Annotated in this window: 14 protein-coding genes; 10 read left to right on the top strand and 4 right to left on the bottom strand. The window is 60.0% G+C overall.

Annotation, left to right across the window (positions count from 1 at the left end):
* Positions 1–60: 60 nt before the first annotated feature.
* The 7 genes from FHX08_RS14985 to FHX08_RS14955 all read left to right on the top strand — a co-directional run bounded on the left by FHX08_RS14985 (position 61) and on the right by FHX08_RS14955 (position 6,898).
* Positions 61–1,080, top strand: a complete 1,020-nt coding sequence (locus FHX08_RS14985; protein WP_132652816.1) for a sugar ABC transporter substrate-binding protein — start codon at positions 61–63, stop codon at positions 1,078–1,080.
* A gap of 155 nt (positions 1,081–1,235) precedes the next feature.
* A complete protein-coding gene (locus tag FHX08_RS14980) occupies positions 1,236–2,300 on the top strand; it encodes an ABC transporter permease (RefSeq protein WP_132652815.1) in 1,065 nt (354 codons plus the stop codon).
* A 2-nt stretch (positions 2,301–2,302) separates the two neighbouring features.
* On the top strand, positions 2,303–3,085 hold the full coding sequence (locus tag FHX08_RS14975; RefSeq protein ID WP_132652814.1) for an ATP-binding cassette domain-containing protein: 783 nt from the start codon (positions 2,303–2,305) through the stop codon (positions 3,083–3,085).
* Positions 3,082–3,714, top strand: a complete 633-nt coding sequence (locus FHX08_RS14970) for a nucleoside triphosphate hydrolase (protein WP_132652813.1) — start codon at positions 3,082–3,084, stop codon at positions 3,712–3,714. Before FHX08_RS14975 ends, FHX08_RS14970 begins: the two co-directional genes overlap by 4 nt.
* Before the next feature lie 63 nt (positions 3,715–3,777).
* Positions 3,778–4,818 carry a dihydroorotase gene (gene pyrC / locus FHX08_RS14965; RefSeq protein WP_132652812.1) on the top strand — a complete coding sequence of 347 codons (1,041 nt, stop codon included), beginning with the start codon at positions 3,778–3,780 and terminating at the stop codon, positions 4,816–4,818.
* A gap of 178 nt (positions 4,819–4,996) precedes the next feature.
* Positions 4,997–6,175: a GGDEF domain-containing protein gene (locus FHX08_RS14960; RefSeq protein WP_184327277.1), complete on the top strand. Its 1,179-nt coding sequence runs from the start codon at positions 4,997–4,999 to the stop codon at positions 6,173–6,175.
* Between the two features lie 186 nt (positions 6,176–6,361).
* The gene (locus FHX08_RS14955; RefSeq protein WP_132652810.1) at positions 6,362–6,898 is read left to right on the top strand and encodes a glyoxalase superfamily protein; all 537 of its coding nucleotides are present in this window, start codon (positions 6,362–6,364) and stop codon (positions 6,896–6,898) included.
* A 1-nt stretch (position 6,899) separates the two neighbouring features.
* Here FHX08_RS14955 and FHX08_RS14950 read toward each other — a convergent pair whose 3' ends face one another.
* The 3 genes from FHX08_RS14950 to FHX08_RS14940 all read right to left on the bottom strand — a co-directional run bounded on the left by FHX08_RS14950 (position 6,900) and on the right by FHX08_RS14940 (position 8,947).
* Positions 6,900–7,541 carry a glutathione S-transferase family protein gene (locus tag FHX08_RS14950; protein WP_132652809.1) on the bottom strand — a complete coding sequence of 214 codons (642 nt, stop codon included), beginning with the start codon at positions 7,539–7,541 and terminating at the stop codon, positions 6,900–6,902.
* A 96-nt stretch (positions 7,542–7,637) separates the two neighbouring features.
* Positions 7,638–8,120 (bottom strand): DUF1772 domain-containing protein, encoded by a 483-nt coding sequence (locus tag FHX08_RS14945; RefSeq protein ID WP_132652808.1) that lies wholly within the window; start codon positions 8,118–8,120, stop codon positions 7,638–7,640.
* A gap of 2 nt (positions 8,121–8,122) precedes the next feature.
* Positions 8,123–8,947, bottom strand: a complete 825-nt coding sequence (locus tag FHX08_RS14940; RefSeq protein WP_132652807.1) for an NmrA family NAD(P)-binding protein — start codon at positions 8,945–8,947, stop codon at positions 8,123–8,125.
* 102 nt (positions 8,948–9,049) lie between these two features.
* Between FHX08_RS14940 and FHX08_RS14935 the strand changes: the two genes are divergently transcribed.
* The 3 genes from FHX08_RS14935 (at position 9,050) to FHX08_RS14925 (ending at position 11,462) form a co-directional block, all read left to right on the top strand.
* A complete protein-coding gene (locus FHX08_RS14935; RefSeq protein WP_132652806.1) occupies positions 9,050–9,703 on the top strand; it encodes a TetR/AcrR family transcriptional regulator in 654 nt (217 codons plus the stop codon).
* Positions 9,704–9,778: 75 nt separating this feature from the next.
* Positions 9,779–10,474, top strand: coding sequence for an orotate phosphoribosyltransferase (locus FHX08_RS14930; protein WP_132652805.1), 696 nt, complete (start codon positions 9,779–9,781; stop codon positions 10,472–10,474).
* Between the two features lie 61 nt (positions 10,475–10,535).
* Positions 10,536–11,462 (top strand): carbohydrate kinase family protein, encoded by a 927-nt coding sequence (locus tag FHX08_RS14925; protein WP_132652804.1) that lies wholly within the window; start codon positions 10,536–10,538, stop codon positions 11,460–11,462.
* Positions 11,463–11,465: 3 nt separating this feature from the next.
* Here FHX08_RS14925 and FHX08_RS14920 read toward each other — a convergent pair whose 3' ends face one another.
* Positions 11,466–12,269, bottom strand: coding sequence for an alpha/beta fold hydrolase (locus FHX08_RS14920; RefSeq protein ID WP_132652803.1), 804 nt, complete (start codon positions 12,267–12,269; stop codon positions 11,466–11,468).
* Positions 12,270–12,363 lie beyond the last annotated feature (94 nt).

Below are 12,363 nucleotides of genomic sequence, written 5' to 3'. Positions count from 1 at the left end.
CGCCGTGCACGAATTCCGGTGCCGCCTGGGGGCGGGCCGGCCAATCTCTGGGAGGAGTTCATGAAGAAATCAGTTCTCGCTTTCGGCGCGCTCGCACTCGGCGTCGCCTTTTCCGCTCCGGCAATGGCGGCAAATGTTTCCGCTTGCCTGATCACCAAGACGGACACCAATCCCTTCTTCGTCAAGATGAAGGAAGGTGCGACCGCCAAGGCAAAGGAACTCGGCGTTTCGCTGAAGTCCTATGCCGGCAAGATCGACGGTGACAGCGAAAGCCAGGTCGCAGCGATCGAAAGCTGCATTGCCGACGGCGCAAAGGGCATCCTGCTCACCGCTTCCGACACCAAGGGCATCGTCCCGTCGGTCAAGAAGGCTCGCGATGCCGGTCTGCTGGTCATTGCGCTCGACACGCCACTTGAGCCGGCCGATGCCGCCGACGCCACCTTCGCCACCGACAACCTGCTCGCCGGCAAGCTGATCGGCCAGTGGGCCAAGGAAACGCTGGGCGACAAGGCCAAGGACGCAAAGGTTGGCTTCCTCGACCTGACGCCGTCGCAGCCGACGGTCGACGTCCTGCGTGACCAGGGCTTCATGATGGGCTTCGGTATCGACCCGAAGAATCCGAACAAGATCGGCGATGAAGATGACAAGCGCATCGTCGGCCATGACGTAACGAACGGCAATGAGGAAGGCGGCCGCAAGGCTATGGAAAACCTTCTGCAGAAGGATCCTGGCATCAACGTCATCCACACGATCAACGAACCGGCCGCTGTCGGCGCCTATCAGGCACTGAAGGCCGTCGGTATGGAAAAGAACGTGCTGATCGTATCGGTCGACGGCGGTTGCCCGGGTGTCAAGTCGGTCAAGGAAGGCGTGATCGGTGCCACCTCACAGCAATATCCGCTGCTGATGGCGTCGCTCGGTATCGAAGCGATCAAGAAGTTCGCCGATAGCGGTGAAAAGCCGAAGCCGACCGAAGGCAAGTCCTTCTTCGACACCGGCGTTTCGCTCGTTACCGACAAGCCAGTCTCGGGCCTCAAGTCGATCGACACCAAGGAAGGCACGGCCAAGTGCTGGGGCTGAGCCCTGCCTGATTGACAGTAGAAAGGCCGGGGCTTGATCCCCGGCCGTTTTGGGCGGACGATACGCCGTCGCCCGACAAACCGGCTAAGCAAGACCGGAAACATATCGGCGGCGGCTTCCGCGTGGGTTCGGCGCGCGGATGCGAAGGAGGAACAATGACCGGAGCACAGGAATTTGAACGCGTCCTCGACGACAGCGACAAGAGCGTCGCCTCGTTTGAGCACGAGAGTATCTCGCTGATCAAGCGCGCGCAGCATTTTCTGCATTCGACGCCGGCCGCCGTGCCGCTGATCGTGCTGGTGCTTGCGATCGTGATCTTCGGAATAGCGATCGGCGGACGTTTCTTCTCGTCCTACACGCTGACGCTCATCCTGCAACAGATCGCCATCGTCGGTATTCTCGGCGCGGCCCAGACGCTGGTGATCCTGACCGCCGGTATTGACCTTTCGATCGGCGTCATCATGGTCATCTCGGCCGTCATTATGGGCAATGTCGCCATCACCTACGGCATACCGACACCGATCGCGGTTGTCGCCGGCCTCATTGTGGGTGGTGCCTGCGGATTGCTGAACGGGTTCCTCGTCGCCTTCATGAAGTTGCCGCCGTTCATCGTGACGCTCGGCACCTGGAATATCGTCATGGCGACGAATTTCATCTATTCCGCCAATGAGACGATCCGCGACACCGATGTCGACGAACAGGCGCCGCTGCTTCATCTCTTCGCCGCAAGTTTCAAAGTCGGCAGCGCAGTCCTGACCCTTGGCGTTATCGCCATGGTACTGCTCGTCCTGCTGCTTTGGTATGTCCTCAATCACACGGCCTGGGGTCGGCACGTTTATGCGGTTGGCGATGATCCTGAAGCGGCCAAGCTTTCGGGTATCCAAGCCAAGAAGGTATTGCTGACCGTCTACACGATATCGGGCGTCATCGCCGCCTTCGCCGCCTGGGTTTCCATCGGCCGCAACGGTTCGATCTCGCCGTCTTCGGCCGTCACCGATTACAATCTCCAGGCCATCACCGCGACTGTGATCGGCGGAATCTCACTCTTCGGCGGCCGCGGCTCCATTCTCGGCACGCTTTTCGGTGCCATGATCGTCGGCGTCGTGTCGATGGGGCTCAACATGCTCGGCGCCGACCCGCAATGGAAAGTCCTGCTGACTGGCGTGCTGATCATTGCCGCCGTCGCTATCGATCAGTGGATCAGAAAGGTTTCGGTATAATCATGGCTGTCGAACCCATTCTCACTGCTCGGGGCCTCGTCAAGCGTTACGGACGCGTGACCGCGCTCGACAATGCCGATTTCGACCTCTATCCGGGCGAAATCCTTGCCGTCATCGGCGACAACGGCGCCGGCAAATCCTCGCTCATCAAGGCAATATCGGGCGCGATCACGCCCGATGAGGGGATGATCACTCTGGAAGGCCAGCAAGTGCAATTCAGATCGCCGATGGAAGCGCGCGAAGCGGGCATCGAGACTGTCTATCAGAACCTTGCGCTTTCGCCGGCACTGTCGATCGCCGACAACATGTTCCTCGGCCGCGAGATCCGCAAACCAGGTCCGCTCGGCTCCTGGTTTCGCATGCTCGACCGGCCGGCGATGGAAAAGCAGGCGCGTAACAAGCTGTCGGAACTCGGCCTGATGACCATCCAGAACATCAACCAGGCGGTGGAAACTCTATCGGGCGGTCAGCGCCAAGGCGTCGCCGTTGCCCGTGCGGCAGCATTCGGCTCAAAGGTCATCATCATGGATGAGCCGACCGCAGCTCTCGGCGTCAAGGAAAGCCGCCGCGTGCTGGAACTTATCCTCGATGTGCGCGCCCGCGGCATCCCGATTGTGCTCATTTCGCACAACATGCCGCATGTCTTCGAGGTGGCCGATCGCATCCATATCCACCGCCTTGGGCGCCGCTTGACGGTCATCAATCCCAAGGAATACACAATGTCCGACGCCGTCGCCTTCATGACCGGCGCCAAAGCAGCCCCTGCGGAGCCCGTTGCTGCATGAGTGCAAGAATTGACGACATTGTCGGCGAGGTTTTGGACCGCGCCGGCAATTCCAGCCGCTTTCTGATCGCGATCGCCGGCCCGCCCGGCGCCGGCAAATCCACTATGGCTGAGAATGTCGTGAGCGCCCTGAAGGCGATGGGCGAGAGCGCAGCCGTCTTGCCCATGGACGGCTTCCATATGGACAATGCGGTTCTCATCGAGCGCGGTCTGCTGGCCCGCAAGGGCATTCCGGAAACGTTCGACGTGCGCGGCTTTCTCGATATCATCAAGGCTGTGCGCCTCGCTGATCAGGAAGTCCTTGTTCCCGTCTTCGATCGTGCACGCGAGCTTGCCATCGCCTCGGCCCGGCCGATCGATCCCCAAGACCGCTTCATCGTCATCGAAGGTAATTATCTGCTTTTCACACAGGGAAAATGGGCCGAGCTCGACGGCATCTTCGATTACACGATCATGCTCGCCCCACCTATGGAAGTGCTGGAAGAGCGTCTCTGGGATCGTTGGCGCGGCTATAAGCTGACCGAGGAAGAAGCGAGCGCCAAGGTCTATGGCAACGACCTGCCGAACGGCCGCCTGATTCTCGAAAACCGCCGTCCTGCCGATATGACATTGGAAATTGCGCTGGCCTGAACAGTTGTTTCCAGGCCGGTCTTGGTGCTATCGAGGCGCAATCGCATAGCTTCGGAGGCTCCCATGCAATCGATCACCATCCGCCGTCCTGACGACTGGCATCTGCATCTGCGCGACGGGGCCATGCTGGAAGGCGTGATCGGTGATACGAGCCGCACCTTCGCACGCGCTATCATCATGCCGAACCTCGTGCCACCGGTCGTCACGACATCCGATGCCGCGGCCTACCGCGAACGCATCATGAAGGCGCTTCCATCAGGTCATCGCTTCCAGCCGCTGATGACGCTTTATCTCACGGAGCATACGAGCGCCGACGATGTAGAAGAGGGCAAGAAGAGTGGGCTCGTCACCGCCGTAAAGCTCTATCCGGCCGGTGCCACGACAAATTCGCATGGCGGTGTGCGCAACATGGAAAAGGCGATGCCGGTGCTGGAGCGCATGGCGAAGATCGGCCTGCCGCTCTGTGTCCATGGCGAGGTGACGACGCCGGATGTCGATATCTTCGATCGCGAGGCTGTTTTCATCGAGACGGTGCTCGACCCGTTGCGCAAGCGCCTGCCGGAATTGAAGGTGACGATGGAACATGTCACGACGGCTGACGGCATCGATTACATCAAATCGGCCAAGGCCAATCTCGCCGGCTCCATCACGACGCATCACCTGATCATCAACCGCAATGCCATCCTCGTCGGCGGCATTCGCCCGCATTATTACTGCCTGCCCGTTGCCAAGCGCGAGAACCACAGGCTGGCGCTGCGCGCCGCCGCCACAAGCGGCGACGCCAGGTTCTTCCTTGGTACGGACTCGGCTCCGCATGTCGATCCGCTGAAGGAATGCGCCTGCGGCTGCGCGGGAATCTATACTTCGATCAATACGATGAGCTGCCTTGCCCATGTCTTCGAACAGGAGGGCGCGCTCGACAGGCTGGAGGCCTTCGTCTCCCTGAATGGCCCGGTCTGGTATGGGCTGGAGCCGAATGAGGAGCGCATCACGCTGGAGCGACAGGCCGAGCCCGTGGTCTTCCCCGCCAAGATCGAAACCGGCGCCGGTCCGGTCACTGTCTTCGATCCCATGTTCCCACTGCATTGGCAGGTCAGAACCTGAGAACGGCAATACAAGCTTAAATATTCTCTTCTTATAGTTGTGGCGTAATGTTGAATTTGTAACATTACGCTGCGCAATGCATGACTTTTTAACAGAATGCATAAGACATTCCTTAGCAGTGACGCGATAGATTTTTAGAATGTTATCGGCGCGGCAGTAGCCGCGGGGATTCAAAAGCATGATGCTTGACTATAATTCATTGCTGCTGGCGCTTGGCGTTTCCGCTACCTGCCTTGCCGTAACGCTCATGGGAAGCTGGCTCGCGCGCCGGGCCGAAACCGTTCTTCTCACGGGCACATTCGGCCTCGTTCTCGTCGTCGTCGGCATTTTCGTCTATGGCTTTTATGTGGAACGGCCCGGGCCTGTCCTCGGCACCGGCAACTTCGTGCTGTTCCATGCCGGCTTCGCCATCATCTGGGGTGCAGGCTACCAGTTCCGCACGAACAGGCTACCGATATCAGGCATCGTCATTCGCGCACTCATCGCCATGGCTGTCACTATCCCACCAATGATCGCCGGATTGAATGGCCTCGCCTTCATGGCCGATAACCTCGCCATTGCCTTCCTGCTCTTTGCCACTGCCCGGCAATATTGGCTCGGTCGCGCGGAAGCACCCGCACCCATTTCCGGCATCACCGCGCTCTATACGTTGACCGCGATTTCCTTCGTGCTTTGTGCTTCGGTTTTGATCTGGGACGGCAAGCTGGTGCTGGACGCCGCTCCCAACAACTGGGCGGAAAATCTCAGCCTTGCCATGTGCATCGCCGGCATGACTGGCATCGGTGCCCTGTCGCTGGCGCTGCATCAATGGCGGCTTGCTGCCCGTCACCGCATAGACGCGATAACCGACCCGCTGACCGGTCTGCTCAATCGCCGCGCCCTGTTCGATCGGTACGGCACCCGGACCATGGGCGTCTCCACCGCCGTCATCGTCTTCGACATCGACCATTTCAAATCGGTCAACGACCGCTATGGTCATGCCGCCGGTGATCACGTCCTTAGAGTGTTTGCGAGTGAACTCTCCGCCAATTGCCGCAACGGCGATACGGCCGCTCGCCTCGGTGGTGAGGAATTTACACTGGTGTTGAAGGAGATCATGCCCGGCCGCGCCGAACTGGTCGCCGAGCGCATCCGCAAGGCCTTCGAGGATCGAGACATCTATATCGACGATGAGGTGCTGAAATGCACCGTCAGTGTCGGCGTCGCCCCCGGCCGTTCCAAGCCGCTGGATTTCGACGCCATGCTCGGCGAGGCGGACAAGGCGCTCTATGCCGCCAAACGCGCCGGCCGCAATCGCGTCGAACTCGCCAGCCATCTGCATTCGGTACCATCGGGTGCCGCGCGATCGGCCTCTTGATCCCCACATTTGTCTTTCGTAAGCTGTCAATAGGCCGGATGCAGCCAGCCGCTCCGCGATGCGCAAGCATTATGGTGAATGCATCCATATCCACCTTCACATCCTTGCTTCTGGCAATCGATGGCGAACGGGTCAGCAGACGCGGGCACTGATCTTCCTGTTTGCCGCCAACGGAAGGATGAACTCATGCGCGATTTTCGCGATGCCAAGCTTATGGCCAAGACTTTACGGCAGGCGCTTGCCGACCGCGGCATTTCCCTCACCCATAGCGAAACACTCGAAATCGTCGCCCGACAATTCGGCTTCACGCAGTGGAACATTCTTTCTGCAAAACTGGATGAGGCCGAAGGCGTCAAATCTCCTGTGGGGATAGAACCGCCTGTGCCGATCTTCCGCATTTTTTCGGTGGAGAAAGCCATGGAATTCTATTGTGGCTTCCTGGGCTTTACACTGGATTGGGAGCATCGTTTCGGCGAGAATTTCCCGCTTTATTGCCAAGTCTCCCGCGAGAACATGCAGTTGCACCTGAGCGAGCATTCGGGGGATGCCAGCCCCGGTGCCAAGGCCTTCGTCCGTGTCGCCAATGTGCGGGCTTATCACGCCGAACTCGCCGGCAAGGACTACCGCTACATGAAGCCCGGCGTAGAGGAAGCGCCCTGGGGGCTGGAAATGACCGTCATCGACCCCTTCAGCAATCGCATCGCTTTCTGCGAGCAGACCTAGTCTAAAGCTCCGTGCGGGCACCGGAATGCGGGTCGAGGCTATAGGGATACACCGGATAGTCAGGACCGATGGCGTCGAGAACGCGGCCACACCAGGCGGCGAACGCGGGATAGGCGGTGAGAGAAAAGCCGCAATCCTCGGCCCGATGGCTATAGGCGTAGACGGCAATGTCCGCGATGGTCAGCTCTTCGCCGACAAGAAACGGGTTGTCGGCGAGGCCGCGTTCGATTGCGGCGAGAGCACGGGTTGCAGCTTCGCGTTTCCCCGCGACCATGCTCTGATTACGCTCCAGCCGTCCCGTCAGCGTCCAGAAACGCAGCGAGCCGATGACCGGCTCGACATGATATTGTTCGAAGAACAACCACTGCATGGCCTTGGCGTGCAGGTAGCGGTCCGATGGCAGAAAACGTGTGCCCTCGGCGAGATAAGTGAGGATTGCATTGGATTCGGCAATTGCACGCCCATCGTCGAGCTCGAGAACCGGAATGGCGCCGACCGGATTGAGCTTCAGGAAAGCCTCGGTACGGCTCTCGCCCTCGAAGATCGAGACATCGCGGCTGCTGTAGGGCATTTCGAGCAGGCCAAGCAAAACCCTGACTTTCCAGCCATTCTGCGACGGCAGATAATCATGAAGCGTGAACATGGCGATCCTTTCGCTGCAACTGGTCGACATTCGCATGCCGGCTCGAAACCAGCCACCCGATTCCTGCGAACGCCGCGTCGTTCGGCAAACAATCATTCAGACGATCATCAGGGCACGGACGAAGGCGACGGAGGCGAACAGCGAGGCGATCGTCCTCACATGGTTCCACCAGGTCCAGTCCCGGAGATAGGTCGTCCAGAGCGCAACCGCTTCCGGCTCGCTGCCGCTCACCTTCTCCAGCGCATCGTTCATTGGCACGTTAAAGATGATGGTGGAGAGGAAGGGCGCGACGATATAGAGCGCCGCTCCGCTTAACATCAGCGAGGAGGCGCCGCCGCGCCAATTCAGGACGGCCAGCACAGCAATGACGATGCAGAGGATCGCGGTGGGCACGAAGAGCAGCATGAAGGGCGAGCGCACGATCGTCACGTTGATGGAATTCATCGCCGCAATACCCTGCTCGGCCGGAATGCGCGAGAAAGCAGTCATGATGAAGGTCGAGAAGGCAAAAAAGATGCCGGCCACAAGGCCGCTGCCAATGGCGGCGGCAACGAGACATAGGACAAGAGCGATCTGCATGGTCATGCCCTCCATATTCCGGTTGCTGCGGTCTTCCGCGCATAGTCAGTGAAATCACGCGCCGGGTGGCCGAGAATATCGGTAACGCCGCCCATAACTTCCGAATTGCGGCCGTCGAGCACCTGGCCGAAAAGTTCCTCCAGAAGCGCGATGACTGGCCCAGGCGTTCCCACTGCCGAAAGTCCTGCTGCAAAATCCGCCATCGATACTTGCTCGTAGTCGATCGGACGCCCCGAGGCGGCGGCGATTTCGGCGACGGCTTCGCGGAAGGTGAGGGCGCGGGGACCGGTCAACTCATAGAGCCTGTTGCGGTGCCTGATATCAGTCAGTGCCGCCAGCGCTGCATCGGCAATATCGCCGGCATCGATGAAAGGCTCCCTGACATCGCCCGCCGGAAGCTCCAGTCTGCCGGCAACGAGCGGCTCGAGAAAAGCGCCTTCGCTGAAATTCTGGCAGAACCACGAGGCGCGCAGGATCGTGTAGTCGATCCCGGATGCTTTCAATGCTTCCTCACTGCGCCGCGCTCCCTCTTCGCCGCGGCCGGAAAGCAGCACGATATGCTGCAGCCCGCACTCCAGCGCGATCCTGCAAAGTTCTCCGATGGCTTCAGCGGCCCAGGAAACGGAGAGGTCCGGCTGGAACGCAACGTAGGCGCTCGTTGCGCCCTTCAATGCGCTGCGCCAGGTCGAGCGATCCTCCCAGTCGAAGGCTGGTGACGTGGAGCGGGACGCCTTGCGCACCGCAAGTCCAAGCTCCTCCAGCTTAGCGGCAATGCGCCCGCCGGTTTTTCCTGATCCGCCGATCAATACGATTTCGGAATTCTGCATGTCGAAACTCCTCCTCGGTTTGCAAATAAGAGAAACTCTCTCATTTGCAAAATGAGATAGTTTCTCTTATTTTCTTTGTCAACAGTTGAGAGGGCAGCACCGATGGCAGAAGGAATGATCGCAAGGCGCAAGCGTCAGCAGGAGCCGACCGGTCAGCCACGCCGTATCCCGACCCAGCAGCGTGGACGTGAACGCTTCGAGAAAATCCTGGCGGTCGCCTCGGAGCTCATCGAAAAGAATGGCAGCGATGCGCTGAAAATGAGCGAAATTGTTGAAAGGGCTGATCTTTCCTTTGGTGCTCTCTACCAATATTTCCCGGACAAGACCTCGATCATCCGCACGCTCGCCGAACGTTTCAACGAGGAGGGTCGTCAGTGCGTGGCCGCCGAACTGGCCAAGGTGACGAATGCTGACAATCTGCGCACTGCGCTCTGTGTCATCGCGGATGAATATTACGCCTTCTTCCGCCGCGAACCCGTCATGCGCGATATCTGGCATGCGACCCACACCGACAAGCTTCTTCAAGAGGTCGATGCCGAAGACATGGAATTCCATGCCCAGGCCCTTCTTTCAGTGCTACAACAGCTGTGGCCCAAGCGGACCAAGGTGGAGCTTCTGGCCATTTCCCGGCTGACAATGCAGCTTCTCGCTGCCGCTGTCCGTTACGCGGTTTCGCTGGAAGAGGCAGAGGGTGCGCAGGCAATCGCGCTCTTCAAGAAGATGCAGGTTGCGGATATCGGCCGTCTGCTGGGCTGACGGCCCTGTTCTGTCTGGAAACCGGCCGCTCTTGCTGCTATTGCCGCTGGAACGTCAGCCGAAGGAGAGAGCCGCATGATCCAGACCACATTTCCCGACCGCGCCACTATGGCAGAGCTGCTGGCAAAGATGCTCTGGGAGATCAAGGCGGTGCATTTCAACGCCGAGACGCCCTATAAATATGCCTCCGGCATCATGAGCCCTGTCTACATCGACTGCCGCAAGCTTCTCTCCTTCCCGCGCATCCGCTCGACCGTGATCGATTTTGCCGCCAGCACACTTTTGCGCGACGCCGGTTTTGAGCAGTTCGACTGCATCGCCGGCGGCGAGACCGCCGGCATTCCCTTCGCCGCACTGCTCGCCGATCGCCTCGGCCTGCCGATGATCTATGTCCGCAAGAAGCCCAAGGGCCATGGCCGCAATGCGCAGATAGAAGGTGACATGAAGGAAGGCGCCCGCGTTCTCGTCATCGAGGATCTGACGACCGCCGGCGGCAGCATGTTCACGTTCATCGATGCCGTCAGAGCCGCCGGCGGCATCGTCGATCACGGCATTGCGCTTTTCTTCTACGGCATCTTCCCAGAGGCACATCAGCGTTTTGCCAATGGCAAGGTCCAGTTCCACCATATCGCCACCTGGCGCGAAGTTCTGGCGATCGCCAAGCAGCAGAAGCTCTTCGACGACAGGACGCTGCAGGAAGTCGAGGCGTTCCTCGATGCGCCGCTTGCCTGGTCGGCGAGAAATGGTGGCGTGAGTGAGCTTTCGCTCTAGCCTTTTGACAAAAGCTCGCTTAATCGATTGAAGAACGCGCAAGTCCGTTGGGAGGAATTCGATGATTTTGTGCTGCGGCGAAGCTCTGATCGACATGCTGCCGAGAGATACGACTCTGGGCGAAAAGGGCTTTGCACCCTATGCCGGCGGCGCGATCTTCAATACGGCGATCGCCCTTGGCCGCCTGGGTATCCCGACCGCTTTCTTCACCGGCATCGCCGATGACATGATGGGCGAAATCCTGCTCGATACGCTGAAGGCCAGCAATGTCGATTACAGCCCTTGCGCCATCACGCCGCGCCCCTCGACGATCGCCTTCGTCAAGCTCGTCAATGGCCACGCGACCTATGCCTTCTATGATGAGGGCACCGCTGGCCGCATGATCACCACAGATGATCTGCCAACCCTCGGTGATGACTGCGAAGCCCTGCATTTCGGCGCGATCAGCCTCATCCCCAGCCCCTGCGGCGAAACCTACGAGGCGCTCCTCGATCGCGAAGCGGCCACGCGCGTCATCTCGCTCGATCCGAACATCCGCCCGGGCTTCATCAAGGATAAGGCCGCGCATATGGCCCGTATCAAGCGCATGGCCGCCAAGTCCGACATCGTGAAATTCTCTGACGAGGATCTCGAATGGTTCGGCCTGGAAGGCGACCATGACGCGCTCGCCGCCCACTGGCTGAACCACGGCGCCAAGCTCGTGGTCATCACCAAGGGTGCCGAAGGCGCGACCGGCTATACGAGCGCGCGCAAGGTTACCGTGCCGAGCGAACGGGTCACGGTCGTCGATACCGTCGGCGCTGGCGACACGTTCGATGCCGGCGTCCTCGCCTCGCTGAAGATGGACAATCTGCTGACCAAGGCGCAGGTTGCCAATCTCGATGAACAGGCCCTGCGCAATGCTCTGGCTCTTGGCGCCAAGGCCGCGGCAGTCACCGTCTCCCGCGCGGGCGCAAATCCGCCCTGGGCACGCGAAATCGGCCTTTGAGCCTCATTCGATCCGGTCGAGAAAGGCCCGGACCTCGCAATTGAAGAGGTCCGGCTGCTGTAGCGGCGCGAAATGGCTGACACCGGGCAGCAGCACGAATTCCGCGTCCGGGATCGTCCTTGCCAGATAATCGGCATGGTCCGGCTTGATGAATTCGTCATGCTCGCCGAGCACGATCGAGACCGGCACCTCGATGCCGGCCAGCTGCTCGGCCGTATAATTCGGCTCCGTCGCCATCATTTTCGAGACGTCGCCGACGAAAGCCTCGAACTGGTCAGGTGTCGCCGATAGCGCCTGGTAATCCTTCCGGTGACGGCTGAAGCAGCGGTCGATGACGGGCGTCGCTTTAAATTCCTTCGTGCCGCTGGGATCCATATTGCAGGCGAAGAAGAACACGCCGCAAACCCGATCCGGATGCTGATCGGCGAGAATCAGCGACGTGCAGGCGCCATCGCTCCAGCCGACGAAGGCCGCCTCTTCGATCCCGGCATGATCCATGACGGCCAGCACGTCGGAAGCCATCAGGTGATAGGTGTAGGGGCGCTCGTTACGCGTGCTGCGGCCATGCCCGCGGCTGTCGACCACGATGACCCGATGCCCGGCCGCGACGAGATCGGGCACCTGATAGCCCCAGTTGCCGCTATTGCCGAGCCCGCCATGCAGCAGGATGACCGCTGGGCCAGCGCCATAACTCGCATACCAGATGCGCGCGCCTTTGTTCTCGACGAAACCCTCCTCGTTTGCGGGGGGCAATGGCAGTGCGCCCTCGGCTTCGAATTTCACCAGCTCGTGATCCATGGCAGTCATCGGCTCCTCCGTTGTCATTCTCCCTATAGACGACGAGATGCGCTGCATTTCGACAGGGTCAAACAAAGAAGCCCACCCGCGCGGCGGATGGGCT

The organism is Rhizobium sp. BK529 (assembly GCF_014194105.1).
In the GTDB taxonomy this organism is placed as follows: domain Bacteria; phylum Pseudomonadota; class Alphaproteobacteria; order Rhizobiales; family Rhizobiaceae; genus Rhizobium.
The sequence above is the reverse complement of the archived record's forward strand: the minus strand, read 5'-3'. Positions and strand labels throughout refer to the sequence as shown.